The sequence below is a fragment of the Stenotrophomonas muris genome (assembly GCF_052751275.1).
Map to the genome: position 1 here is coordinate 1709916 of NZ_CP199879.1, position 26259 is coordinate 1736174.

The window sequence follows — 26259 nt, forward strand, 5'->3', positions numbered from 1 at the left end:
TCCCTCAATGGATCGCGGCGGGGGCGTCCGCCATCGGCGGCTGGAAGCGGCGCAGGCGCAGCGCGTTGCCCAGCACGAACACGCTGGACAGTGCCATCGCACCGGCCGCGAACACCGGCGAGAGCAGCACGCCCCAGACCGGATACAGCACGCCGGCCGCCACCGGAATCAATGCGGTGTTGTAAGCGAAGGCCCAGAACAGGTTCTGGCGGATGTTGCCCAGCGTCGCCTTCGATAGTGCAATGGCATTCGGCACGCCCTGCAGGTTGCCCGACATCAGCACGACATCGGCCGACTCGACCGCGATATCGGTGCCGGTGCCGATGGCCAGGCCGACATCGGCCTCGGCCAGCGCCGGCGCATCGTTGATGCCGTCGCCGACGAAGGCGACATGGCCATGTGTGGCCTTCAAGCGGCGCACCGCCTCGACCTTGCCTTCCGGCAGCACCTCGGCCACCACGTCGTCGATGCCGAGCTGGCGCGCGATCGCCTGCGCGGTACCAGCGTTGTCACCGGTGATCATCGCCACCTTGAGGCCAAGCTGATGCAGTGCCGCGATTGCGGCCGGCGTGCTCGGCTTGATCGGATCGGATACCGCGATGATTGCGGCCAGGCGGCCGTCGATGGCGGCATACAGCGGCGACTTGCCCTGGATGCCCAGCTCTGCCGCCAGCGTCGCAAACACAGTGATGTCCACGCCCAGGTCGCGCATGAAGCGATCGGCACCGACCTCCACGCGTGCACCCTCGACACTGGCCCGCACGCCCATGCCGGTGACCGATTCGAAGTCGACCATGCCCGGCAACGCGATGCCCTGGCCGGTCGCGGCATCAACAATCGCGCGGGCGATGGGATGCTCCGAGCGCGACTCCGTTGCGGCAACTGCCGCCAGCACCGTGTTGTGATCGAAGCCGGCAGCAATCTCCAGATCGGTCAGGCGCGGGCGCCCTTCGGTCAGCGTGCCGGTCTTGTCCACCGCCACCACCTGTGCATCCTTCAACAACTGGAGCGCTTCACCCTTGCGGAACAGCACACCCATCTCGGCGCCACGGCCGGTCCCGACCATGATCGAGGTCGGCGTCGCCAACCCCATCGCGCACGGGCAGGCAATGATCAGCACCGCCACCGCATTGACCAGCGCGAAGCTCAGCGCTGGCGAGGGCCCGAAGATCAGCCAGACTGCGAAGGTCGCCAGCGCGGCCAGCATCACCGCCGGCACGAACCACAGGGTGACCTTGTCGACCACCGCCTGGATCGGCAGCTTCGAGCCCTGCGCCTGTTCGACCATGCGGATGATCTGCGCCAGCATGGTCTGCGCGCCCACCGCCGTGGCACGTACCGTCAGTGCGCCCTTCTGGTTGACCGTACCGCCCACCACGCTGCTGCCCGGCTGCTTCTCGACCGGGATCGGCTCGCCGCTGATCATCGACTCGTCGATGTAGCTGCGGCCCTCGACCACCTCGCCGTCGACCGGCACGCGCTCGCCCGGGCGCACTTCCACCACGTCGCCGCTCAGCACTTCATTGACCGGGACATCCACCGTCCGGCCGTCACGGACCACGTGGGCAACCTTCGCCTGCAGATTGACCAGTCGCTTGATCGCCTCGGAGGTGCGGCCCTTGGCCCGGGCCTCAAGGAAGCGGCCGAGCAGGATCAGCGCAACGATCACCGCCGCTGCTTCGTAGTAGACGTTCACCGTGCCCGCCGGCAACAGCGTCGGCAGGAACGTGGCCACCACCGAGTAGCCAAACGCTGCGGCAGTGCCCACCGCCACCAGCGAATTCATGTCCGGCGCCAGCCGCAGCAGCGCGGGGATGCCCTTCTGGTAGAAGCGGCGGCCCGGGATGGCGAGCACCAGCGCGGTCAGCACGAACTGCAGGTACCAGCTGGCCTGCATGCCGATGGTGGACATCACCCATTCGTGCATGCCGGGGATCAGGTGCGACCCCATCTCCAGCACGAACACCGGCAGCGCCAGCGCGGACGCCACGATCAGGTCGCGCTTCAGTTCGGCGCGCTCGGCATCCTTCTTTTCCGCGGCCTCGTCATCGGACTGCACGCCGGCTTCAATCACGCGTGCGTCATAGCCGGCCTTGTCGATCGCGGCGACCAGCGCTGCAACTTCCGCCACGCCACGCACCGTGGCGCGCTCCGTGGCCAGGTTCACGCTGGCCTGGCTGACGCCGGGCACGGCCAACAGCGCACGTTCGACTCGGCCCACGCAGGACGCACAGGTCATGCCCTCGACCGACAGCTCGGTGGTGGCAGCGGGCACGTCGTAGCCCACCCGCTCCACCGCCTGGATCAACGCGGCCCGATCGACCGGACCGGACGGGCGGATATCCGCGCGCTCGGTGGCCAGATTGACCGAAACACTGCCCACGCCTTCGACCCTGGACAGCGCCGCCTCGACCCGGCCGACACAGCTGGCACAGGTCATGCCCTCGATGGGCAGGCTGATGGTGGCAGGGCTTGCGGGGGCTGCAGTGGCGCGGGGCGTGCTCATGATCGGATTCCCGGGGCTCCTTCTGGATGCGGACAGGCTAAACCTTGCCATCGTGGGAAGGTCAAATCCAGCCTGTCCGCAGTTCCTGAATGGGCACCCGGGTGTCCATATCCACGCATGGCGTGGACCTACCGGCGGAGGCAGGTCACCTCAGAAGGTGAACACATACTCCAACGCGAACTCGCGGCCGACCGCGCCCAGCAGGCGGGTCGGAGCGAAGTCGTAATCCAGCTTGTACGGGTCCTTGTGGTTCCAGCTGGCGGCGTTGAAGGCGTTGTTGACGTACACGTTTACCTTCGCGTGTTCGGTCAGCTGGTAGCCCACGTTGAAGTTCCAGGTGATGAACGGCCCCACTCGACCGTAGTAGCGCGCCGTCTGCTGCCCGGCGTTGGGGTTCGGGTTCACCGAACCATCCGGCAGCCGTGCCGGCTCTAGGCAGTTCAGTGACGGGCTGTCACTGGGCACGTAGCCATCGGCGAACGGCAGGCAGCCACCAGGGTTGTCCAGGCGGTCGGTACCCCAGTGGTAGCGCACGCCCGGCACCGAACCGATGCGGTCGGCATAGACATTGGCGTTCCAGTTGCCGCGCTGCCAGGCCAGGCTCGCGCGCAGCTTGCTGCGCAGGTCACGATCGCGGCGTTCCGGATTCGGGTCGGCGGCGTAGCGTTGCTCCTTGGTCGAGATCTGGTTGGTGTAGTTCACGCCCAGCTGGAAGCTGCCCCACCGCGCGGTTTCCAGGCGATAGCGCGCGGTCAGGTCGATGCCGCGCACCTCGCGGCTGGCCAGGTTGAACGGGCCGCGCTCGATCGATACCAGGCGACCGTTGCTGTCACGGTTCACGCGGGCCAGGATGCCGGCGCAGTACTCGCCACCGGCCGGGTTGGCCCATGGCGTACCGTCCATGTTCTTGCCGGTCAGGCAGCCGGCCTCGCTGGCCAGCACCTCATCGGCGCCGACGTCGACGATCATGTCTTCCAGCTTGATCGCCCAGTAGTCGGCACTGACCGACAGGTTCGGCAGCACGTCCCAGACGAAGCCGACCGTCCACGAATCACCGGTCTCCGAGCGCAGCAGCGGCGTCCCACGCCGGTTCACGTCGAACGTGTACCAGACGTCGGTGTTGCCCACGCCACAGTTGTTGACCAGGTACGCGCCGCTCTGGATGCAGCGCAGGCGGTCATAGGTCTGCACTTCCGAACTGCTCGGCTGGCCCAGCAGGTAATGCATGTCCGGCGCATGGAAGCTGGTGGCGTATGAGCCACGCACCAGCAGCGATTCGACCGGGCGCCATTCCAGGCCGACGTTCCAGGTGGTTTCCTTCTGGCTGCCGATGTCCAGCGCTTCGCTGCTGTCATCGGCCTTGTAGTTGCCATAGCGGTCGTAGCGCGCGGCCGCAGTGGCGGTCACGCTGTCCAGCAGCGGGATCTTGAACTCGACGCCGGCCGAGTAGCGGGTACGCTCACCGCCGCCGCGATCGACATTCTGCAGGTCGAAGTCGATGCCAGCGCGCGGGTCCGGACTGAGGTGATAGCCCTGCTGCGCGACTTCAGCCACCGCCGCAAACGAAATCGGGCCGGCCCAGCCCTGGAACAGCTCGCCGGTGATATCCGCCGACGCCTGGTTGACCCATGACGCCGCGCGGTTCTTCGCCACGGTCCCCATCTGCCAGTACTGGTCCGGCGTCAGCGGGTTCCACCAGCGCGATTCGTTCAACGCATAGATCGCCTCGCCATCGGCGGTGGTGCCCAGGCGCGGGCCAAGGAAGTAGTCATACGACTTCTGCTTGTCGACCACGTTCTGCCGTTCTTCCACGCGGTAATAGGAACGCCCCACCGTGGCACTCCAGTCAAAACGGTCGGCCAGGCGCCCGCGCAGGCCCGCGCTCCAGTCCCAGGACAGTTCGCGGTTGGTGTTGCGCAGCGTATCCAGGCCCCCGACTTCGTTCGGGGTGAACTGGCGCACGCCCAGGATCGGCCGGTTGCGGTTGGCATCCCAGTAATAGCCGTTGTCATCGTCGATCAGCGACACGCCGGGCGGATTGGTGCCCCAGATCGCTTCGGAGCGATACACCGCCAGGTTGGTCCAGGCCTGCAGGTCATTGCTGAAATCGAAGGTGGCGTACAGGTTTCCGGACACGTTCTCGGCGCCGCCGGTAAGCAGCCAGTTGGCGTAGTCGGCGCTCATGCCGCACAGGCGGCCGGTGTTGGTGATGCGGTTGGCGGCGTAGTTGTAGACCAATCGATCGGCGGTGTAATACTCGCCGTCGAATTTTTCGCAGGTGCCGGTGGGCGGCGCCAGGCGCTGGCCCGTGGTCGGATCGATCAGCGCCAGACCGGCGGTGGGACGGAAGCCGACCTTGCGTTGTTCCATGTTCCAGGACGGGTACGGCGCATCGTCGGCATCGTCCATCTGCGGGCGATCACGCCCGAACAGCGGGTCGCGCTTGGTGTACTGCAGCGCGTAGGTCACGCTCCAGTTTTCGCCGGTCTTGCCACCGGCCCAGGACAGATCCCAGGTATCACGTCCGCCTTCGCTGGAAGTGCCGCCGCGCACGCGCACTTCGTCGCCGTCGTAGTTGGTTTTGAGGATGACGTTGACCACGCCGGCGATCGCATCCGAACCGTAGATGGCCGAGGCGCCACCGGTCAGCACTTCAATGCGCTCCACCGCCGCGGCCGGAATGTTGCCGTAGTTGGAGAAGTTGGTTTCGCCACCGTAGGGCAGCGGGTAATCCGCTACACGACGGCCATTGACCAGCAGCAGCGAGCGGTTCGGGCCCATCCCGCGCAGGTTCAGGCCGCTGGCATTGGGCGTATGCGAGCCCCATTGCGATGCGGCTTCAACGGTGCCTGTGGCCTCGGTGAGGGTCTTCAGCGCGTCGTACACGCTGACAAAGCCTTCCTTCTGGATCTGCGCGGCGGTGATCACGTTGACCGGCGCCGGGCCCTCGACGCTGGCGCGCTTGATGCGCGAGCCGGTGACGGTGACCGCGTCCAGATCCTTGGTGGACGAACTGGCAGCTTCCTGCGCGCTGGCTGCCAGCGGCAACAGGGCCAGGATCAGGGCCTGGGACAGCAGGTGGCGACGCTTGTGGACGATCTGAGCCATGGGTGGTTGCTCTTCGAAGATGTGGACGCACGGGCGGACGGTGGCGCGGCACTACGACGGATCCAGGCGCTTGGATCGGTTCACGACCGATATGGCACCTCCCCTGTGGATCGATCCAAACTAAAGCACAGCTGAACCACGCCCGGCATGCGGCAACGCAGCAACAGCCGGCGAGATGCCGCTATCGGCTGCCGGTGTCCAGAACAATCAAAGAGTTGCGAAACATCGCTGAGAGAACGGCGCACGAAGTAGTGACACGATCACGACAACCGCGCGCGGAACGGTTTTGTCCGTCGCGTGCCTGCGGCCGGGGTTGCGACAGGGGTCAGATCCCTTCGCAGAAGGGATCTGACCCCGGGCCATGCCCGACGGATTCGATCAGCCGTCCAGCGCCTGCCGCAGCGCGGCCACGGTAGCGGCGGCGGTCTGGCTCCAGTCCGGGTCCAGACCGCGCAGCGCCGGGTTCTGGAACTGCATCGCCGAGCGGCGCAGGCCTTTTGCGGAGGCGTGCAGTTCGGTACAGCCGGTCTGCCGCGCGACGGTTGCGATGTTGCCCGCGGCCAATCCGGCGCCAGCCATCACCGTGATGCGCCCCGCCGCCTGGGTGACCAGGCCCGCCAGCACATCGGCACCGGCCTCGGCGCTGGCCTGCCCGCCCGAGGTCAGCACGCGCTGGCAGCCCAGCCCGATCACCTGCTCCAGCGCCGCCGGCAGATCGCGGGCGGCGTCGAAGGCGCGATGGAAGGTCACCTGCAACGGCCCGGCGGCCTGCACCAGTTCCCGGCACAGCGCCAGGTCGATGCCGCCCTGCACGTCCAGCGCGCCGATCACCACGCCATCGCAACCCAGCGCGCGGCACTGCGCGATGTCACGCAGCATCAGTTCGGTTTCCAGCGCGTCGTAGTGGAAGTCGCCCGGGCGTGGCCGCACCAGCACGAACAGCGGAATCGACAGGCGCTCGCGGGCCATCGCGATGCTGGCGAACGACGGCGTGGTGCCGCCCTCGGCCAGGTTGTCGAACAGTTCGATGCGGTCGGCGCCGCCAGCCTGCGCGGCCAGCGCCGAGGCCAGCGAGTTGCTGGCGATCTCCAGGGTCAGCCGCGTACTCACGCCTGGGTGCTCGTGTAGATCGACGGCGAGTCACGCAGGTCATCCTGGCGCTGCGCATCGCACACCGCATAGACGAAGCCACGATGCAGCGCGTAGGCACCGACCTCGCCCTGCTTGTTCATGGCCAGGAAGCACACCTGCAACGTTCTGCTCGCTTCCGGGCGCTTGCGCACCACGCGGTCGATGGCTTCACGGCAGGCCTGCGCCGGTGAACGCCCCTGGCGCATCAGCTCGACCACCAGGAACGAAGCCGCGTTGCGGATCATCTCTTCACCCACCCCCGAAGCAGTGGCCGCGCCGACGTCGTTGTCGACGTACAGACCGGCGCCGATGATCGGACTGTCGCCAACGCGACCGTGCAGTTTCCACGCCATGCCGCTGGTGGTGCAGGCACCGGCCAGCTGGCCCTTGGCGTCCAGTGCCAGCATGCCGATGGTGTCGTGGTTGTCGCTGTTGCCGGGAATGCCACGGCGCTCGGCATTGATCTGCGGCTGGTACTTCTCGGTCTTCAGCCACTCGCGCCAGGCCGCTTTGGCCTGCGGCGTCAGCAGATGCTTGCGCTCGAACCCCTGCTGCACCGCGAACTGCTGCGCGCCCTCGCCGACCAGCAGCACATGCGGGCTGTTCTCCATCACTTTGCGGGCCACCGACACCGGATGCAGGATGTCCACCAGCGCGGCCACTGCACCACAACGGCCATCGCCGTCCATGATGCTCGCATCCAGGCTCAGCACGCCGTCGCGATCCGGATTGCCGCAATGGCCAACGGTAGGGTTGCACAGCTCGCTCTCGGCCCAGCGTGCGCCCGCCTCCACCGCATCCAGCGCGCTGCCACCCTGCGCCAGCACCTTCCATGCGGCCTGGTTGGCCGGTACGCCGAAGTCCCAGGTGGAGACCACCCGGGCCCCACCCTGCGTGCGCGCCTGCACGCCCGGCAATGCCGCCATGCCTGCGGCCAGTGCACCGGCCTGCAGGAACTGCCTGCGATCCACCATTTTCCCCTCCCAGTCTGCAATGCACGGCCGGCCCGATGCCAACCCTGCCGATCAGTCGTGCGTGGGCTGCCGTGCGGCGTGCCAGACCGCTGCGCCGAGCACGCCCAGCTGGCCATGCTCCACGCGCCACACCGGCACCTGGCGCAGCACCTCGGTCAGCACGCCCTTGTTGAGGAAGCGCTCACGGAAGCGGCCATCGGCCAGGAAATCCTGCACATGCGCGGAAATGCCACCGGCCAGGTACACCGAGCGCGCGCCGACGGCGATCGCCGCGTCGCCGGCCAGGCTGCCCAGCCACGCACAGAAGACCTGCAACGTTTCCACCGCCAGTGCATCCTCACCGCCACGCGCGGCGCCGATCAGCGCCTCCGTACTGGTCCACACCGGGGTGACGCCGCGCAGTTCGCACAGGCACGGATACAGGTTCATCAGGCCGCTGCCGGACAGCACGCGCTCGTTGTCCACGTGCGGCCAACGCTGCAGCAGACGGCCCAGCACCTGCAGTTCCAGCGCGTTGCCGGCGCCCAGCGCGGCATGACCGATCTCGCTGGCCAGCACCGGACGCTCGCCATCAGCGAAACGCAGCGCGGCGCCCAGCCCGGTACCCGCGCCCAGTACCAGCGCCGGGAAGGCCTGCGCCGGATCGGCGTCGCCGTTCAGTGGCACCAGGGTTTCCGGCTGCAGGTAGGGGATGGCCAGCGCCACCGCTTCGAAATCATTGATCAGCTGCAGTTCGTGCAGCCCGGACTGCGCGCGGGTGGCCGACAGCGAGACCGTCCACGGCAGGTTCGAGTTGATCAGCACATCGCCATCCAGCAGGCCAGCGATGGCGACCACCGCGGTCTGCACCGGGTGGCCGAGGCCGGCGGTGAAATCGGCCAGGATTGCGGCCAGGCTGGAATGCTCGGCACAGGCATAGGTACGGTGGCTGCCCAGCAGCGGCGTCTGGCCGGGTCGGGTTTCCGCCAGCGCGAGCCGGGCAAAGGTGCCGCCGACATCGGCGACGACCAGACGGCGCGGAAGACCGCCGCGGGCGGAGTCGGAGGAAACCGTTGACGCTGCTGCGATGGTCACGCTGGCCTGCTTGGATCGATTGAATCGCCCCGATTCTCAGGCATCGGGACGGCTTTGCCTAGCGCGCCGGTGGTTCAGGTGAACCTACATGCCTTCCTGTTCGGCCACCTGCACCCCATCCACCAGCACGCGCAGGCGCTGTGGGCGGAAGCCGGCGAACAACAGCGGCCGGGTGCGCTCGACCAGCACTTCGTGGCCGGCGATGTGGCGCAGCCACGACTGTACCAGCGAGAACGAGAAGTGGGTGCCCGGATGCAGCGGGTGCTGCACCCAGACCTTCTCGGTGGCGCTCTGCAGCAGCATCGCGCCGGTGAACCAGTGGCGGCTGAGGGTCACCGGTGTGGTGCCGGCCATGAAGCGGATATCCATGCGGGGTCCTTTCGCTGGAGCGCTGGTGCGCGGGGGTCAGGGCTGGGCAGTCTGCAGGCTGTAGCTGGTGGTGGCGGTGAACACTGCGCCATCAGGCTGGGTGGAGCGTACCTCGACCTTATGGCTGCCCACTGCAAGATCGGTCGGCAGCGCGCCACGCCACAGGTGCGGCGACGCAGTGGCCTCCGGCGAACGGTCGTAGCCGCGCAGGCTGCTGGCCAGATCATCGGCCACGTTCTCCACCATCAGGCGCGGGTCGGGCTGGCTGACCTGCTTCATCGGCTGCCAGGCGCCGCCATCGACACGGTACTCGACCACGCTCCGATCCTCGCCCATGTAGACGTTGGCGTAGACACCCCACGCCGGGTAGGCCCCCTGGCGCAGCACCTTCGGCGCGTGCAGGCCGATCTGCTCGCTGGCCGGCCTGCCGGCCACGCGGTACTGCAGGCGATAGCTGCCGTTGCCGGCCACGTCGAGCAATGCATAGCCCTTCGGCGTGCCGTCGCTCATGGTGCTGTCCGGCACGCCAGCGGCATTCTTCACGCCCGACCAGAACGCACCGCAGTTGGCACCGACGTTGTATTCGTGCAGTGGCTTGTCGCCGTTCCAGCCCTCGGCCTTGCCGTGGTAGACGTGCTGCTGGGTGTGGCTGTGGCCGCTGAGCACCAGTACGTTGCGGAAGTCCTTCAGCAGGTCGAACAGGCGCTGGCGGTCAGCATGGCGGAAGGTCTCGCGCCCCGGCGCCGCGTCGAACAGCGGGATGTGCATGCCCAGCACCAGCAGGCGGTCCTTGTGCAGGCCCTTCAGGTAGCTGGCGAGGAAGGCGAACTGGTCTTCGCGCAGGCCGCCGATGTACTTCGGCCTGGCCTTGGGGTCGTACACCACGTCGTCCAGGAACACGAAACTGGCGCCGCCCTCTTCCACCGCGTAGGTGTCCGGGCCGTAGATGTTGCGCCAGCTGTCCAGTGAGTGTTCGTCGCTGGCCGCATCGAAGTCGAGGTCATGGTTGCCCGGCACGTGGAACCACGGCACGCCGAGTTCGGTGGTGACCTTGTTGATCGCCGGGTACAGGGTCAGGTCGTCGTTGACGATGTCGCCCAGGGTGGTGCCCATGCGTGCCCTGGTCTGGCCGACCAGTGGCGCCACGATCGACTGCTGGTAGTAGCCGATGTCCTTCAGGCTGGCGGTCTGCGAATCGGTGAATACCAGCATCTGGAAACCACGACGGCTGTCATGCCGATCCGACTGCAGGGCGAAGTCCCAGTTGCGGGTGACGTCGCTGGTCGCGGCGATGCCGCCGTACTTCAGCGCCGGCGAGCCGTTCGGGCGGTAGTGGCGCCAGAACGAAGGCAGGCCGTCCGCCGCCTTCGGGAAGGCGTAGGCATCGGGCTTGATCACGAATACGGTCTGGCCGTCGCGCACCGGCAGGCTGTAGCTGCCGTCAGCGGCAGTCTTGACGATGGTCTCGCCGTTGGAAACCTGCACCCCGGCCAGGCCCGGATCGGTCGCACCGCGGCCGGGCTTGCCGTCACGCTCCAGATAGACCTTGCCGCTGACCACGGTGTCCGCGGCCCAGGCCGGCGAGGTCAGCAACAGGCAGCACAGCCAGGCGGCAGGCAGTTTCATGGGCGGTCCGGGAAAGAAGAAGACCACCTATTGTAGAGCCGAGCCATGCTCGGCTGCATTGCAGAGGTGGGTGCGGACCGTTGGTCCGTACGCCTTCCTCAACGATGGCGTTTTTCCAGCACCGCGCGCGCATCATCCAGCGACAGCCCGCGCGCGCGCAGCAGCACCAGCAGGTGGTACAGCAGGTCCGACGCCTCGCCCAGCAATGCCTCATCATCCTGCGCCACGGCGGCCAATGCGGTCTCCACGCCCTCCTCACCCACCTTCTGCGCGATGCGGCGGATGCCGCCTTCAAACAGGCTGGTGGTGTAGCTGCCGGGAGGGCGCTGCGCGTCACGCATGGCCACCAGCTGGCCCAGCCCACCCAGGAAATCCTTCGGCGCCTGGTCGAAACAGCTCTCGGCACCGGTGTGGCAGGTCGGCCCGGCCGGGCGCGCCATCACCAGCAGCGTATCGGCGTCGCAGTCGACACGGATCGACTGCACCACCAGCACGTTGCCGGACTGCTCGCCCTTGGTCCACAACCGCTGCTTGCTGCGGCTGAAAAAGGTCATGTGGCCGATGGCCAGCGTAGCCGCCAGCGATTCGGCGCTGACATAGCCCAGCATCAGCACCTGCAGGGTATCGGCATCCTGCACCACGGCCGGCAGCAGGCCGTCGCCCTTGCCCCAGTCCAGCGCCTGCAGCGCATCCAGCGATGGCCTCACTTCAATAGACATCCCGCACCTCGATCTGCTGTCCGCGCAGGTAGCGCTTCAATTCTGGAATGGCGATGGCGCCGCTGTGGAACACACTGGCCGCCAACGCACCGTCGACGTCGGCCTGGTCGAAGGCGTCGGCGAAGTGCTCCATCGCTCCGGCACCACCGGAGGCAATCAGCGGCACCTGGCACAGCGCCCGCGCCTGCTGCAGCTGCACGACATCGTAGCCACGGCGCACACCGTCGCTGTCCATGCAGTTCAGCACGATCTCACCGGCTCCACGCCGTTGCGCTTCGACGATCCAGTCGAGCGTGCGCAGCGGCACCGCCTGGGTCTTGTCCGGATCGCCGCTGAAACGACGCACCCGCCATTGTCCGTCGGCCTCGCGCACCGAATCGACCCCCACCACAACGCACTGCACGCCGAACTCGTCCGCCAGCTCGGTGATCAGCTCCGGCCGGCCCAGCGCCGGCGAATTGATCGACACCTTGTCGGCACCGGCGAACAGCACGCGGCGCGCGGTTTCCACGCTGTCGATGCCACCGGCCACACAGAACGGAATGTCGATCAGGCGCGCGATGCGCTCGATCCAGGCGACGTCAACCGACCGTGCCTCGGGGCTGGCGCCGATGTCATAGAACACCAGCTCGTCCGCGCCCTGGTCGCGATAGCGCTGTGCCAACTCGGCGATGTCGCCCATGTCGACGTGATCGCGGAAGCGCACGCCCTTGACCACGCGGCCATCGCGCACGTCCAGGCACGGAATGATGCGGCGGCTCAACATGCCAACGCCTCGCTCAGGTCCATGCGCTGCTCCAGCAGTGCCTTGCCGAGGATGGCACCTCCGCAGCCGGCGGCACGCGCCTCGGCCACATCGGCCACGTCACGGATGCCACCGGACGCCTGCACCGCCACACCCGGCAACAGCGCCGACAGGTGCTGGTAGAGGCTGATGTTGGGCCCGGCCAGCATGCCGTCGCGGGCGATGTCGGTGCACAGCAGATGGCGCATGCCGGCGCGCGCGTAGCGCCGGGCCAGGTCATCCAGGGTCACCCCGGCGTTCTCGGTCCATCCGTGCACCGGCAGCTGCCACTGCCCCTGTGCGTCCTGGCGCGCGTCCAGCGCAATCGTGATGCGATCGGCGCCGAATTCCTCCAGCCAGCCGACCACTTCATCGGGACGACGCACCGCCAGCGAACCCACCACCACGCGGCCGGCGCCAGCGTCGAGGATGCGCGCCACATCGTCGCGGCCGCGCACGCCACCGCCGGTCTGCACCTGCAGCGGGGTCTGCGCACGAATGGATGCCAACAGCGGCGCCAGCGTGTAGCCACCGGCCCGTGCGGCATCCAGGTCGACCAGATGCATCCACTGCGCGCCCTGCGCGGCGAAGGCCTGCGCGCGCGGCAGAGGGTCATCCCCATAGGAGGTTTCCTGCGCGTAGTCGCCCTGGCGCAGCCGCACCACGCGGCCGTCGCGGATATCCAGCGCGGGGTAGACGATGAAACTCATGCAGCAGTGCCCTCGAGGAAGTTGCGCAGCATCAGCGAGCCGGTCTCGCCGGAGCGCTCGGGATGGAACTGTGCGCCGTAGTAGCGCCCCTGCTCCACCACGGCGGTGAACAGGCCACCGTGGTCGCAGGCAGCGACGGTGTGGGTATTGAGCGGCGCCGCATAGCTGTGCACGAAGTAGGCGCTGGCGCGTTCCGGCACGCCCTGCAGCAACAGCGATTCGCGCAGCGGCAGCAGGCGGTTCCAGCCCATGTGCGGCACGCGGATGCCACAGGCCGGCACCAGCTTGCGTACCACGCCCGGAATCAGTCCCAGTGTCTCTACGCCCGCTTCCTCGGAGCGTTCGAACAGCAGCTGCATGCCAAGGCAGATGCCCATCAACGGCACCTCCAGTCGCTGCAGCGGTTCCACCAGGCCCTGAGCGTGCAGGCGCTGCATGCCGGGACCGGCGGCGCCGACGCCGGGCAGGATCACCCGCCGCGCACCAACCAGGCCGTCCGCATCGCGCACCAGCCGCACCGTCGCGCCCAGGCGCTCCAGTGCGTAGCGCACCGAGCCCAGGTTGGCGCCACCGGCATCGATCAGCGCAACATCGCTCACAACGCCCCCTTGGTACTCGGCAGTGCCGTGCCCTGCCGGGCCAGCGCCGGACGCAGCGCGCGCGCCAGCGCCTTGAAGCAGGCCTCCACCTTGTGGTGATCATTGTCGCCGCGCACCTGCAGGTTGAGGTTCAAACCGCTGGCATCGCACAGCGAACGGAAGAAGTGCGGCACCAGCTCGGTCGGCATATCGCCCACGCGCTCGCGCTTGAACTCGCCCTCGAACACGAAATAGGGACGGCCGCTGAAGTCCAGCGCAGCGCTGGCCAGGGTCTCGTCCATGGGCAGGGTGAAGCCGTAACGGCCAATGCCGCGCTTGTCGCCCAACGCCTCGCGCAGGGCCTGGCCCAGGGCCAGCCCGGTGTCCTCGATGGTGTGGTGCTCGTCGATGTGCAGGTCACCCTCGGCCTGGATGTCCAGCGCGAAGCCGCCGTGCTTGCCGATCTGCTCCAGCATGTGGTCGAAGAACGGCAGGCCGGTGGCAATGCGTGCATCGCCCGCGCGGTCCAGGTCCAGCTCAACGCGGATCTTCGTTTCTTTGGTGTTGCGCTGGACAACGGCGGTGCGCGGCGCGTCGGCCAGCGCATGGGCGATGCCCGGCCAGTCCCACTCCCCACCAAACTGCGCGGTGCGCAGCTGGAAACCACGGATGTTGAGGTTGGCGGCAAACTGCAGGTCGGTGATCCGGTCACCGACCATGCCCGAGCGTGCCCAGTCGATGCTGCGGTCCTGCAGGTAGGCGGTCATCAGGCCGATGCCCGGCTTGCGGGTCGGCGCATTGTCCTGCGGCCAGCTGGAATCGATCAGCACGTCACGGAAGGTGATGCCCTGGCTCTCGAAGATCTGCAGCATCAGGTCGTTGGGGCCATCGAAGCTGGCGCGCGGGTAGCTGTCGCTGCCGAGGCCGTCCTGGTTGGTGACGATCACGAACTGGTAGCCGGCATCACGCAGCTTCAGCAGCGCCGGGATCACCTGCGGCACGAAGCGCAGCTTTTCGTAGGCGTCGATCTGGAAGTCGGACGGCTCCTCGATGAGGGTACCGTCGCGGTCAATGAACAGGATCGGGGTCATGCTGCGGCCCTCCGCGCCGACAGGGCCGCAAGCACGCGGTCATTCTCTTCGGGGCTGCCGATGCTGATGCGCAGCGCATCACCCAGCTGCGGCGCAGCGCGCTGGTCGCGCACCACCACGCCTGCAGCCAGCAGCGTATCGAACGCGGACTGGGGATCGGCGAAACGGACCAGCAGGTAGTTGCCGGCCGAGGCATACACCCGGCACACGCCGGGCAGGCCGGCCAGGGCTGCACGCAGGCGCTCGCGCTCGGCGATCACCGTGGTCACGCGCTCGGCGGTGCGCGCCAGCGCGGCCGGCTGCAGTGCCTGCACGGCCAGTTCCGCGCACGGCGTCGGCACCGGGTACGGCGCCTGGCAGCGACGCAGCAGGGCAATCAGCTCCGGGGCAGCGATCAGCGTGCCAACGCGGGCGGCCGCGAGCGCGTGCGCCTTCGACAGCGTGCGCAGCACCGCCAGATTGGCGTGCGCGGCCAGCAACGTGGTCGCCGACGGCCGTTGTGCATACTCGACATAGGCCTCGTCCACCACGACCAGCGCCTGCCCGCGCAGCGCAACCGCCACGCGCTCGACCTCATCCAGGGCGATGTCACTGCCGGCCGGGTTCGACGGCGCACACAGGAACACCAGCTTGGCACCCTGCGCCTTGGCCGCGTCGATCACCGCATCCAGATCGGTGCGCAGTCCATCCTCGCTGTCCACCAGCGGCACTTCAATCAAGGCGGCACCCTGCAGGCGTGCGCAGACGGCGTACATGCCAAACACCGGCGGCGTGACCAGCACGCCATCGCGACCCGGCACGCACAGCGCGCGCACCAGCAGATCAATGGCTTCGTCGCTGCCGCGACCGATCAGCAGCTGCTGTGGCGTCACGCCGTACAGCGCCGCCAGTCCCTCGCGCAGCGCGAGCGGCTGCGGCTCCGGATAGCGCCGGCTGCTGCCTGCGGGATCGGCCGCATTGGCCCAGGCCGACTCATTGGCATTCAACCAGACCTCGCCCTGCACCGCCGCGCTGCGTGCCGAGCTGTAGCCGGCGAAGGCCTGCAGGTCCGGGCGCACCAGTGCCAGCACCTCATCGATCGCCGCGCTCATGCCGCCACCTCCATGCGCAACGCAACGGCACGCTCGTGCGCATCCAGGCCTTCGGCACGGGCGATGATGCGCGCGCAGCCGCCGATCGCGGCCAGGCCGGCGGCGCTGGCGCTCTGCACGCTGATCAGGTTCTGGAAGCTGGCAACGCTCACGCCGCTGTAGGCACGCGCGGCACCGGCGGTGGGCAATACGTGGTTGGTGCCGCTGCAGTAGTCACCCAGTGCTTCGGGGGTGTAATCGCCCAGGAACACCGAGCCGGCCGCCTGCACCTTGTCCAGCCATGCGCGCGGATCACGCAGGGCCAGGATCAGGTGCTCTGGTGCATAGCGGTTGCTGATCGCGAACGCCTCGTCCAGCGCATCGACCTGCACCAGCCGCGATGCCGACAGTGCCTGGCGCGCGATCTGCTGGCGCGGCAGCAGGGCCACCTGGCGCTCAACCTCGGCTTCGACCGCCGCCAGCATCACGGCGTCGTCGGTCAGCAGCAGCACCTGAGAATCCCGACCGTGCTCGGCCTGCGACAGCAGGTCGGCGGCGACGAACGCCGGATTGGCGCCAGCATCGGCAATCACCAGCACCTCCGAAGGACCGGCAGGCATGTCGATGGCGGCGGCGCCGTCCTGTGCGACCTGCTGCTTGGCTTCGGTAACGAAGCTGTTGCCCGGCCCGAACAGCTTGTCGCAGGCCGGAATGCTGGCCGTGCCATAGGCCATCGCCGCGATCGCCTGCGCGCCGCCCAGCTTGAACACGCGCTGCACGCCGGTCAGGCGGGCGGCTACCAGCACTGCCGGATCGGCACTGCCGTCGGCGCGCGGCGGGGTGCACAGCACCACCTGCGGGCAACCGGCCAGCTGCGCCGGAACGCCCAGCATCAACGCGGTGGACGGCAACGGCGCGCTGCCAGCCGGTACGTACAGGCCCACCCGGCCGATCGGGCGCAGCATGCGTTCGCAGACCACGCCCGGCGCGGTTTCAACTGCATAGCCTTTGCCCATGCCAGCGGCGTGGAAGCGCGCAATGCGTTCGGCGGCGTCCACCATCGCCTGTCGCAGTTCGGCGGGCACGGCGGCTTCGGCAGCGGCGAATTCGGCTTCGGAAACTTCAAACGAGGCCAGCTCGACGCCATCGAAACGCGCCGTAATCGCACGCAGCGCATCGTCGCCCTGTGCACGCACCTGCGCGATCAGGGCCGCTACGGCATCGCGGGTCTGCTGCGCCACGGCCTGCACCGGGCGGGTCAATGCCGCGCTGCGCGCGGCCTCATCAAGTCGGGACCAGATCAGACGGTTCATGCCAGCGATCGCTCCACGCTCAGTACCATCAGGCCCTGCGCGCCCGCGCGCTCGAGTTCTTCCATGCGCTGCCAGCTCAGCGGGCCGGGGCACATGGTCTGCAGGCGCAGCGCGCCACCATCGGCCGGCAGCCGCACCAGCGGCTCGGCATCGGCCAGCAGCTGCGCCAGCGCGTCGACGCGATCTTCGCTGGCACGGAACATCAGCAGCTTGCGGTCCTGGCGCTGCACCACGCCGTCGAGGCGGCGCAGCAGCATCGCGCGCAGCGATGCACGTGCGTCATCCGGCACGCGCACCGCACCAGCCAGCACCGCCTCGCTGTCGAGCAGGTTGTGTACCGGGGTCAACTGGTTGGCACGCAGCGTGGCGCCGCTGGAGACCAGATCGCAGATCAGGTCGGCGGTACCCAGGCGCGGGGCGATTTCCACCGACCCGGACAGCTCGACCACCTGCGCGTCCACGCCCTGCTCCGCCAGCCACTGCTTGAGGATGGCCGGGTAGCTGGTGGCGATGCGGGTGCCGGCCAGCTGCGCCGGACCCTGCCACTGCCATTCCTCGGGCACCGCCAGCATCAGCCGGCACTGGCCGAAGCCCAGCCCGCGCAGCGCCTGGTAGGCGTCCGGCAGGCCGATCTGGCGGCGTGCCGCGGCCTGCTCGTCCAGTTCATTGCGACCGACGATGCCGAGGTCGCAGACGCCATCGGCGATCAGGCCGGGGATGTCGTCGTCGCGCACCAGCAACAGGTCCACCGGCAGCGATTCGCCGTAGCAGAACAGCTTGTCGCGGCTTTCGCGCCAGCTCAGGCCACAGGCGCTGAGCAGGTTGCGGGCGGGCTCGGCCAGCCGGCCACTCTTCTGGATGGCGATACGCAGCCGGTCTCGTGCCGGCGCTGCCTGGGATGCACTCATGGGGGAGGTCTCGAAGTTCGGAACGGGGCGCGGATCAGCGCGAAGCAAGGCGGTCGATGGCGGCGGCATAGCCTCGATGGCCGTGCTCGAGCGTGCGTGCCACCCGTCCGGTGGTGGTCACGCTGACGCCGGTGCGCTCGTGGATCTCGCGGTACGGCACGCCCTGCTGCAGCAGCGGCACCACCTTCCAGCGGTCGGCCATGGCCTCCAGCTCGGCCGGGGTGCACAGGTCGCGCAGGAATGCCTCGACCTGCTCCGGCTCGCGCAGCGCGGCAAAGGCCCGGGCCAGGGCTTCCAGGTCGGCCTTCGGGTCTTTGGCGGCAATCTCGGGGCGGGCTTTCACGGGGTCGGGTCCATGCATCAATGTAATAGCGCGTTAGTACATTAGCGCATTCTTGCGCAGTGCGTCAAATCGGAGCCTGATGGGGTCAGATCCGTTTTCCAAAGGAAAACGGATCTGACCCCTGGACAGGATGCCGGAAATGCAGAACGCCCACCAAAGGGCGGGCGTTCTGCTTTCAAATCAACAACCTGGCTCGACTCAGGGCAGGCAACGCACCTCCGCCTGCAGCGTCCCGCGCCGCAGGCACTCCCCGAACAGGCTGCCCTGCCGGCTCGGCAGGGACTGGATGTTCTGCAACGCCCCTGCACCCGCCGGGCACTTCCGCGAGGCCAGGGCCCGCAGGTCGCCCTCAAGCTGCGCGCGGTCGATCACGTGACAGCGATCAACCTGCAGCCGGTACTGCGCCGGGCCCAGCCGATCACTGCGCAGCACCGGGTCACTCTGGCAGCCCGCCAACAGGAGCACGGTGAGTACCCCTGCGACGGCCGGCTTCACATCATCGCCCTGGACTGCTCCAGCTCCACCAGCAGGGTGCTGGCCAGCTCGTCGCGCGACACTTCGAACTGCTGTTCACGCAGCAGGTCCTTCACCGCCACCACGCCGCGCGCGAGCTCGTCTTCACCGGCCAGCACCACGAAGCGGATGCCGGCCTTGGCCGCGTACTGGAACTGCTTGCCGATCTTCTTCGGCTCCATCTGCACTTCGGTATTGATGCCACCGGCGCGCAGGCGGCGCGCGATGTCCAGCGACTGCGGCATGCCCTGCTCGTCCATCAGCGCCACCAGCGCCTGCACGCTGCTGGCTTCGATGCCGTCGATCAGGCCCGCCTCGCGCAGCTGCCAGAACAGGCGCGACAGGCCGATGGAGATACCCACGCCCGGCAGCTTCGACTTGCTGTAGTGGCTGGCCAGGTCTTCGTAACGGCCGCCCGAACAGATCGAGCCGATCTGCGGGTGGTCGGTCAGCGTGGTCTCGTAGACGGTGCCGGTGTAATAGTCCAGGCCGCGCGCAATGGAGAAGTTCAGGCAGTATGCGGTTTCCGGCACGCCCAGCGCCTGCACCAGCTGCAGCACTTCGCGCAGTTCGGCGACGCCGGTACGCAGGATCTCCGAAGAAGCGGCGTCGGCTTCCAGCGTGGCCAGCTGCGCCAGCGCATCGGCATGGCCCTGCGAACGCACAGCGACGAAGGCCAGGATCTTCTCGACCTGTTCTGCCGGGATGTTGAAGCCCTCGCCCACCAGCGTCTCGCGAACGTAATCGGCGCCACGCTTGTCCAGCTTGTCCACTTCGCGCAGCACTGCCAGCTGGCGCTCGCCTTCAGCCACGCCCAGGCTCTCGAAGAAGCCGCGCATCAGCTTGCGGTTGTTCAGCTGGATGCTGAAGTCACCGATGCGCAGTTCCGAGAACACCGCATGGATGACCGCCAGCACTTCAGCGTCGTACCGCACGCTCAGGCTGTCCTTGCCGATCACGTCGATATCGCACTGGTAGAACTCGCGGAAACGACCGCGCTGGGCACGCTCGCCGCGGTACACGCGCTGCATCTGGTAACGGCGGAACGGGAAGGTCAGTTCGTGTTCGTGCTCGGCCACGTAGCGTGCCAGCGGCACGGTCAGGTCGAAGCGCAGCGCCATTTCCGGCAGCGAACGGTCGCCCGACTCGGCCGCGTTGGCCAGCGCGCCGGTGGACTGCACGAAATACACCTGGCGCTCGGTCTCACCACCGGACTTGGTCAGCAGCACGTCGGACAGCTCGAACACCGGCGTCTCCACCGGCAGGAACCCGAAGCGCTCGTAGTTGCGGCGGATGACGTCCAGCATGCGCTGGAACGCAATCTGCTCGCGCGGCAGCAGCTCAAGGGTGCCGGGCGGGGTACGGGGCTTGATCACGGGCGGAACTCCTGCTGGAACGGGACGTGGGAGGGGGCAACATTCTAGCGCCCCCGCCTCGGGCAGGGTCGAACGGCCGCTTGAAGTATCATAAGGCCCTCCCCGCCCGCGATACGCCCCCCGCAACATGTCACGGCCTTCCGGCGCTCCGCCCGCCACCAACGATCCCGCCTCGCCGTCCTGCACCACGCTGGACTGCCTGCACTGCTCGGTTCGGCACCTTGCGGTGTGCTCGGCGCTGTCGCCAGACGAAGTGCAGGCGCTGGAACAGGTCACCGTCTCGCAGCAGGTCAGCATGGGCAGCACGCTGGCACGCACCGGCGAAGAGCGCGACCATGTCTATACATTGACCGCAGGCGCACTGCGCCTGGTGCGCACCCTGGCCGACGGCCGGCGCCAGATCAACGGTTTCGTGCTGCCCGGCGACTACCTGGGCCTGAGCGGCAGCGACCACCATCGCTACGACATCGAGGCCATCGCCGACAGCCGCGTGTGCCGTGTCGCGCTGCCACAGATGAAGGCCCTGCGCAGCCGCTTCCCGCACCTGGAGCGCAAGCTGCTGCAGCGCGCCTGCCAGGAACTGGATGCCGCACAGGATGCTGCGCTGGCGCTGGCACGCCTGCAGCCGGCCGAGAAGCTGGCCGATTTCCTGCTGCGCCTGGCCGCGCGCGAGGCCAAGCTGGGGGGCGACGGCCTGCGCGTGTCGCTGCCGATGGGCCGCGGCGATATCGCCGACCATCTGGGCCTGACCATGGAAACGGTCAGCCGCACCTTCACCAAGCTGCGCCAGCAGGGGCTCATCGCCCTGCCCCACCTGAACGTGGTGGAGATCCTCGACGAGGATGGGCTGCGCACGCTGGCCGGTGAAGGGTTGATCTGACCGCATCGCGGTTGGTTGGGTTGCCGGCCAGCGGCCGGCACTACCGGACGGATGCAACACGGGTAGTGCCCGCCGCTGGCCGGCAACCGCCTCCATCTGCGATCAACGCAGCAACACCTCGCGCAACGCCGCGTAATCTGCCGCCAATGGTTCGGCGTGCGCCGGTCGCTGCAGCAACGCATCCAGCGCAGGCGGCACCGCCACCGTTTCGCCGATCAGCGGCTCGACCACAGCCTCGAACTTGGCTGGATGCGCCGTAGCCACCACCGCCCAGTCGCCCTTGGCACCGCGCGCGCGCAGATCCTGCAGCACCTTCACCGCCGTCGCCGTGTGCGGGCAGAACAGCTCGCCGCGGCTGGCATGCGCTGCGGCAATCGTCGCGCGGATGGTCACGTCATCCACCGCGAACGCGCGGAAAGCTGCACGCAGCTCTGCGTCGTCGCCGTGGTAGAGCCAGCGCAGTCGCTCGAAGTTGCTCGGCGCACCCACGTCCATTGCATTGGCCACCGTCGCCACACTGGCCTGCGGCTGGTAGTCGCCACCATTGAAGTACGCCGGCAGCACGGCATTGGCATTGGTGGCCAGCACGACCTGGCCGATCGGCACGCCCAGCGCGCGCGCCAGCACGGCTGCCATCGCGTTGCCCAGATTGCCGGTCGGCACCACCAGGTTGAGCCGGCGACGATGCGCGGCGTAGTGGGTCAACGCTGCATGCGCGTAGTAGCTCATCTGCGGCAGCAGTCGGCCCAGGCTGATGCTGTTGGCCGAGCTCAACGGCACCTGCGCCTGCAGTTCGCGGTCGGCCAGCGCCTGCTTGACCATCGCCTGGCAATCGTCGAATGCGCCCGTCACGCGCAGGGCCTGGATGTTGTCGCCGAAACAACCGAGCTGATGCGCCTGGCGCGGAGACACGCGACCCTCCGGATACAGCACCACCACGCGCACGCCCGGCTGGCGATGGAAGGCCGCCGCAACGGCGGCACCCGTATCGCCGGACGTGGCGACGACGATCGTCAGATCGCGATCCTTGCCGACCTGCAGCCGCGACAGCGTACCGGCCAGGAAGCGCGCGCCAATATCCTTGAATGCCGCCGTCGGCCCATGGAACAGCTCCAGCACATGGTCACCCTCGCCGAGCGCACGCAGCGGCACCGGGAAGTCGAACGCTTCGCGGCAGATCCCCGGAAGCGCAGTCTCGAGTGCATCGCCCGCGAAGAACGGTGCCAGCAGATCGGCGGCGGTATCGGCCAGGGTCGCCCCGGCCTGCAGCTCGCGCGCGGCCGGCAGATGCGCGGGAACATACAGCCCGCCATCGGGCGCCAATCCGGCGGCGATCGCGGCGCTGAGGCCAACGGCGGGCGACTGGCCGCGGGTCGAAACAAATTGCATGGGATCGGTTTCCAGAGAAGGGGAAGGATTCAGCACAGCCGGGCTCCCGGCGCATCCAGCGGCGATACCCAGGCGTCACTGTCGAAGCCGGCCGCAGCGAACGCTGCCTGCACCGGCGCCACGGCGGCACGGGCCTGGTCGGCGTCCTCGAACCAGGCGAACACACTGGGTCCGGCACCGGAGATGCCCGCGCCCATTGCATGGGCCGACAGCGCTGCATCACGGGCGGCCTCGAAGCCGGCAATCAATCCGGCCCGTCGCGGTTCGACCAGCACGTCGCGCAGTCCTGCGCGTACCAGCGTCGCATCACTGCGATGGCAACCACTGAGCACCAGCGCGAGGTTCGCGCTCTGGGCCACGAACTCGCCCAGCGCATAGCTGCCCTGCAGGGCCTGGCGGGCACGGCGCGTTTCCAGCACCGCATGCGGATGCACCAGCAGGCTGTGCCAGCTGGCAGGCACCGGGACCGGCAACAGGCGATCGGCCGTGCACAGCGCCAGGCCACCCAGCAGCAGCGGGCCGACGTTGTCACCGTGACGGCCACCACTGGCCACCGCCTCACCGTCCAGCGCGTAGGGGTACAGCGCTTCGCGCGGCAACGGGGCCTGCAGCAGCGCATTGGCGGCGACCAGCGCCGCGACACTCGACGCTGCCGAACCGCCCATGCCGGAACCGAACGGGATGCCCTTGTCGATCTCGACCGCGAAACCGAAATCCAGGCCCAGGCCTTCGCGCAGCGACATCAGCGCAGCCCCGGCGGTGTTGCCGGCGGCGTCCAGTGGCAGCGCGACGGCACTGCCACGGATCGCATCGATCCGCACCGCCGGCTCGTCGATGCGGCGCACGCTCACGGTATCGCCGATACCGGCAATGGCATGGCCGAGAATGTCGAAGCCCACTGCCACGTTGGCCACCGAGGCAGGCGCGAACGCACGTGCGATCACAGCCGCGCTCCTTCACCGGCGGCGACCCGCAGCAGGTCCGCGAACACACCCGCTGCCGTCACCTCCGGACCCGCACCCGGCCCCTGCACCACCAACGGGTTGTCGCAGTAGCGACGGGTGCGGAACTGCACCACGTTGTCGGTCAGCCGCAGGTTGGCGAAGGCATGATCGGCCGGCAGTTCCTGCAGCCCCACCGAGGCGCCGTCGGCACCCAGCTGTGCCACATAGCGCAGCACCGCACCACGCGCCCGCGCATCCTGCAGGCGTTGCAGCAGGTTGGCGTCGGACTCGCCCAGCCGCGCCATGAAGTCATCCACGCTGCCCTCGCGCAGCAGCGCCGGCACCAGGCTTTCCACTTCCACCTGCTCAAGACTGAGCGCGTGGCCGGCTTCGCGGGCCAGGATCACCAGCTTGCGCGCCACGTCCACGCCCGAAAGATCGTCACGCGGGTCCGGCTCGGTGTAGCCCATCGACCGCGCCTGCGCGACCAGCTGCGAGAATGGCTGGCTGCCATCGAAGCGGTTGAACAGCCAGGCCAGCGTGCCGGAGAAGATGCCTTCGATGGCCAGCACCTCGTCACCGGTATCGACCAGGTCACGCAGCGTGGTGATCACCGGCAGGCCTGCGCCCACCGTGGCCTCGTAGCGGAAACGCGCACCACTGGCCGCCGCCGCGGCGCGGATGCGCTGGTAGCGCGGCAGCGGCCCGGCGCCGGCCTGTTTGTTCGGGGTGACCACGTGGATGCCGGCTGCCAACCAGCCCTCATAGCGCTCGGCCACCTCGGCACTGCCACTGCAGTCGATCACCACCGCATGCGGCAGGTGCGCGGCCAGCAGGTGTTCGGTGAAGCGATCCAGATCGCTGGGCTCACCCGCCTGCTGAAGGGCTTCGCGCCAGTCGGCATGCAGCCCATCCGCATCCAGCCGCATGCGCGAACGCGAGGCCAGTGCGCGCAGGCGCAGGTCGACATTGGCCTTGGCCAGCAACTGCGGGCGCGCGGCCAGCAGCTGGTCCAGCAGCGCGGCACCGACGTTGCCAGGCCCGATCACACCCACCGCGAAGGTCTGCGGCGACAGCCAGAAGCCGGCATGCGCGGCGCGCAGGGCGCGGGTGGCATCGGCACTGTCCACCGCCACCGAAATGTTGCGCTCGGACGAGCCCTGCGCGATTGCCAGGATGTTCACCTGCGCGCGGCCCAGCGCCTCGAACAGGCGCGCCGCCACGCCAGGTTGGCCGGCCATGCCGTCGCCCACCGCCGCCAGAACGCTGACGCCCTCGCTGACCTGCACGCGCTGCACCTGGCCCACCGACAGCTCATGCGCAAACGCATGCAGCAGCGCCTCGCGGCCACGTGCAGCTTCGGCGGCGCGCACCACGCAGCAGATCGAATGTTCCGACGAACCCTGCGAGATCATCACCACCGACACCTGCGCCTGGCGCAGGGCAGCGAATACGCGCTCTGCAGTGCCTGGCACGCCGATCAGGCCGGTGCCTTCCAGGTTCAACAGGGCCAGGCCCGGGCTCAGGGTCAGGCCCTTTACCGGCCCACGCGGCGAGCGCTCGGCACTGATGCGCGTACCCGGATGCGCCGGTTGGAACGTATTGCGGATGAAGATCGGCAGGCCCAGGCGGATCGCCGGCGACATCGTCTGCGGGTGCACCACTTTGGCGCCGAAGTAGGCCAGTTCGCAGGCCTCGTCGTAGCTGAGCGATTCGAGCTGCACGGCTTCGGGTACCAGGCGCGGGTCGGCTGACAGCACGCCGTCGACGTCGGTCCAGATGTGCAGTTCATCGGCATTGAACAGCGCGGCGAAGATCGCGCCGGAGTAGTCACTGCCGTTGCGGCCCAGGGTGGTGATGCGGTCATCACGGTCACGCGCGACGAAACCGGTGGCGACCAGGCGCGGCTGAGGATGTTGAAGGCGCCATTGCGCGAGGCGGTCGGCGCTGGCTTCCCAGTCGACATCGACGCCCAGCTCGCCATGCCCGACCACCAGCACATCGCGCGCATCGAGCACCGCACAGTCTTCGCCCAATGCACGCAGGTGGGTGCCAAGCAACTGCGCGGAGAACACTTCGCCCAGGCCCTGCACGCGGTCCAGCACCTCGCGCGGCAGCTCGCCGATCACCGCCAGCGCCGCCAGCACTTCGGCCAGCTGATCGAAGCGGGCGTCGATCCATTCGACCGTCTCGCCGACCTGCTCGCCCAGCAGCGCCACGGCGGCGCCACGGTGGCGCGCGCGCAGGGCATGCCAGGCCTCGCGCCAACCCTGGTCACCCTTTGCCGCCAGCTGCGCCAGATCGATCAGCGCGTCGGTGACCCCCTTCATCGCCGAGACGACAGTGACCTGCAGCGACTCAGGACGGGCCAGCAGCAGGCCGGCAACATGGCGATAGCGTTCGGCATCGGCCACCGAGGTGCCGCCGAACTTGTGCACGACAGTGGACGGTGCAGCCAGATCGGCCGGGGCAACGGGATGGGCGGGGGCGTGGGAAGACATGCAGACCTCGGTAGGAGGCCCCGTCGCATGCAGGTGTCGAGTTTCCCCGCCACCTGGATGGTGCGGGGCCGTGGTTTTCGGGAGTTACACGAAGACGACGGGCCGCACCAGGGCAGTGGTGACGGTGGTGGTGGTAATGGTGGTGGTGGCGACCGGCGCAGTCGGACGGCCCGCAATGGCGGGGGCGATCAGGCTGGCGTGGGCGGCATCAAGGACCATGACGCACAGAAAACACTGTGCGCCGGTCCGCTGTCAAGTGCTGCGATGCAAAAAATCATTGCGGCGATCATCGGCCAACGTGCCGGCATTTGGTTGCATCTGAGACAAAGCCGGCATCAGCACGCTTGACGCC

23 protein-coding genes are annotated in these 26259 nt (G+C 68.3%); 2 read left to right on the forward strand and 21 right to left on the reverse strand.

The features are described 5' to 3' along the window. Window positions 1–4 precede the first annotated feature (4 nt). The 18 genes from ACUVWL_RS07705 to hisS form a co-directional block, all read right to left on the reverse strand. On the reverse strand, window positions 5–2506 hold the full coding sequence (locus tag ACUVWL_RS07705; protein ID WP_445979004.1) for a heavy metal translocating P-type ATPase: 2502 nt from the start codon (window positions 2504–2506) through the stop codon (window positions 5–7). A 150-nt stretch (window positions 2507–2656) separates the two neighbouring features. Further along, a complete protein-coding gene (locus ACUVWL_RS07710) occupies window positions 2657–5614 on the reverse strand; it encodes a TonB-dependent receptor domain-containing protein (RefSeq protein ID WP_164077858.1) in 2958 nt (985 codons plus the stop codon). 378 nt (window positions 5615–5992) lie between these two features. Next, window positions 5993–6724 (reverse strand): copper homeostasis protein CutC, encoded by a 732-nt coding sequence (locus ACUVWL_RS07715; RefSeq protein WP_445979005.1) that lies wholly within the window; start codon window positions 6722–6724, stop codon window positions 5993–5995. Then, window positions 6721–7719 (reverse strand): N(4)-(beta-N-acetylglucosaminyl)-L-asparaginase, encoded by a 999-nt coding sequence (locus ACUVWL_RS07720; RefSeq protein WP_227864045.1) that lies wholly within the window; start codon window positions 7717–7719, stop codon window positions 6721–6723. Before ACUVWL_RS07720 ends, ACUVWL_RS07715 begins: the two co-directional genes overlap by 4 nt. Before the next feature lie 51 nt (window positions 7720–7770). Further along, a complete protein-coding gene (locus ACUVWL_RS07725; RefSeq protein WP_169412490.1) occupies window positions 7771–8793 on the reverse strand; it encodes a glucokinase in 1023 nt (340 codons plus the stop codon). An 84-nt stretch (window positions 8794–8877) separates the two neighbouring features. Next, on the reverse strand, window positions 8878–9162 hold the full coding sequence (locus ACUVWL_RS07730; RefSeq protein WP_005409434.1) for a hypothetical protein: 285 nt from the start codon (window positions 9160–9162) through the stop codon (window positions 8878–8880). A gap of 36 nt (window positions 9163–9198) precedes the next feature. After that, window positions 9199–10788 (reverse strand): calcineurin-like phosphoesterase C-terminal domain-containing protein, encoded by a 1590-nt coding sequence (locus ACUVWL_RS07735; protein WP_032957989.1) that lies wholly within the window; start codon window positions 10786–10788, stop codon window positions 9199–9201. A gap of 98 nt (window positions 10789–10886) precedes the next feature. Then, window positions 10887–11507 carry a bifunctional phosphoribosyl-AMP cyclohydrolase/phosphoribosyl-ATP diphosphatase HisIE gene (gene hisIE / locus ACUVWL_RS07740; RefSeq protein WP_014646954.1) on the reverse strand — a complete coding sequence of 207 codons (621 nt, stop codon included), beginning with the start codon at window positions 11505–11507 and terminating at the stop codon, window positions 10887–10889. Continuing rightward, a complete protein-coding gene (hisF, locus tag ACUVWL_RS07745) occupies window positions 11497–12273 on the reverse strand; it encodes an imidazole glycerol phosphate synthase subunit HisF (RefSeq protein ID WP_014646953.1) in 777 nt (258 codons plus the stop codon). Before hisF ends, hisIE begins: the two co-directional genes overlap by 11 nt. Next, complete coding sequence (gene hisA, locus ACUVWL_RS07750; RefSeq protein WP_014646952.1) at window positions 12267–13001, reverse strand: 1-(5-phosphoribosyl)-5-[(5-phosphoribosylamino)methylideneamino]imidazole-4-carboxamide isomerase; 735 nt, start codon at window positions 12999–13001, stop codon at window positions 12267–12269. Before hisA ends, hisF begins: the two co-directional genes overlap by 7 nt. After that, a complete protein-coding gene (gene hisH, locus ACUVWL_RS07755; protein WP_032957991.1) occupies window positions 12998–13600 on the reverse strand; it encodes an imidazole glycerol phosphate synthase subunit HisH in 603 nt (200 codons plus the stop codon). The genes hisA and hisH overlap by 4 nt, the downstream gene beginning before the upstream one ends. Continuing rightward, window positions 13597–14670, reverse strand: a complete 1074-nt coding sequence (hisB, locus tag ACUVWL_RS07760; RefSeq protein WP_014646950.1) for a bifunctional histidinol-phosphatase/imidazoleglycerol-phosphate dehydratase HisB — start codon at window positions 14668–14670, stop codon at window positions 13597–13599. Before hisB ends, hisH begins: the two co-directional genes overlap by 4 nt. Further along, window positions 14667–15761: a histidinol-phosphate transaminase gene (gene hisC / locus ACUVWL_RS07765; protein ID WP_069118396.1), complete on the reverse strand. Its 1095-nt coding sequence runs from the start codon at window positions 15759–15761 to the stop codon at window positions 14667–14669. Before hisC ends, hisB begins: the two co-directional genes overlap by 4 nt. Then, the gene (gene hisD, locus ACUVWL_RS07770; RefSeq protein ID WP_445979006.1) at window positions 15758–17053 is read right to left on the reverse strand and encodes a histidinol dehydrogenase; all 1296 of its coding nucleotides are present in this window, start codon (window positions 17051–17053) and stop codon (window positions 15758–15760) included. The genes hisC and hisD overlap by 4 nt, the downstream gene beginning before the upstream one ends. Further along, on the reverse strand, window positions 17050–17961 hold the full coding sequence (gene hisG, locus ACUVWL_RS07775) for an ATP phosphoribosyltransferase (protein WP_049406503.1): 912 nt from the start codon (window positions 17959–17961) through the stop codon (window positions 17050–17052). The genes hisD and hisG overlap by 4 nt, the downstream gene beginning before the upstream one ends. Window positions 17962–17995: 34 nt before the next feature. Beyond that, window positions 17996–18304: a YerC/YecD family TrpR-related protein gene (locus ACUVWL_RS07780; RefSeq protein ID WP_005416326.1), complete on the reverse strand. Its 309-nt coding sequence runs from the start codon at window positions 18302–18304 to the stop codon at window positions 17996–17998. A gap of 198 nt (window positions 18305–18502) precedes the next feature. After that, on the reverse strand, window positions 18503–18769 hold the full coding sequence (locus ACUVWL_RS07785; protein ID WP_232017557.1) for a hypothetical protein: 267 nt from the start codon (window positions 18767–18769) through the stop codon (window positions 18503–18505). A gap of 26 nt (window positions 18770–18795) precedes the next feature. Next, entirely contained in the window at window positions 18796–20193 is a 1398-nt protein-coding gene (gene hisS / locus ACUVWL_RS07790; protein ID WP_445391597.1) for a histidine--tRNA ligase, read from the reverse strand. A gap of 127 nt (window positions 20194–20320) precedes the next feature. On the opposite strand from hisS, the gene ACUVWL_RS07795 reads away from it, so the two are divergent. Then, window positions 20321–21073, forward strand: coding sequence for a Crp/Fnr family transcriptional regulator (locus ACUVWL_RS07795; protein WP_010482595.1), 753 nt, complete (start codon window positions 20321–20323; stop codon window positions 21071–21073). A 102-nt stretch (window positions 21074–21175) separates the two neighbouring features. Here the strand turns inward: ACUVWL_RS07795 and thrC are convergent, their stop codons facing one another. Genes thrC through thrA form a run of 3 tightly spaced genes read right to left on the reverse strand, consistent with a single transcriptional unit; the run spans window position 21176 to window position 25907 of the window. Further along, entirely contained in the window at window positions 21176–22462 is a 1287-nt protein-coding gene (gene thrC / locus ACUVWL_RS07800) for a threonine synthase (protein ID WP_445979007.1), read from the reverse strand. Window positions 22463–22491: 29 nt separating this feature from the next. Continuing rightward, window positions 22492–23406 carry a homoserine kinase gene (locus ACUVWL_RS07805; RefSeq protein ID WP_049406512.1) on the reverse strand — a complete coding sequence of 305 codons (915 nt, stop codon included), beginning with the start codon at window positions 23404–23406 and terminating at the stop codon, window positions 22492–22494. Next, entirely contained in the window at window positions 23403–25907 is a 2505-nt protein-coding gene (gene thrA, locus ACUVWL_RS07810) for a bifunctional aspartate kinase/homoserine dehydrogenase I (protein WP_445979008.1), read from the reverse strand. Before thrA ends, ACUVWL_RS07805 begins: the two co-directional genes overlap by 4 nt. A gap of 27 nt (window positions 25908–25934) precedes the next feature. Between thrA and ACUVWL_RS07815 the strand changes: the two genes are divergently transcribed. Next, the gene (locus tag ACUVWL_RS07815; protein ID WP_162489812.1) at window positions 25935–26255 is read left to right on the forward strand and encodes a hypothetical protein; all 321 of its coding nucleotides are present in this window, start codon (window positions 25935–25937) and stop codon (window positions 26253–26255) included. Window positions 26256–26259: the final 4 nt, after the last annotated feature.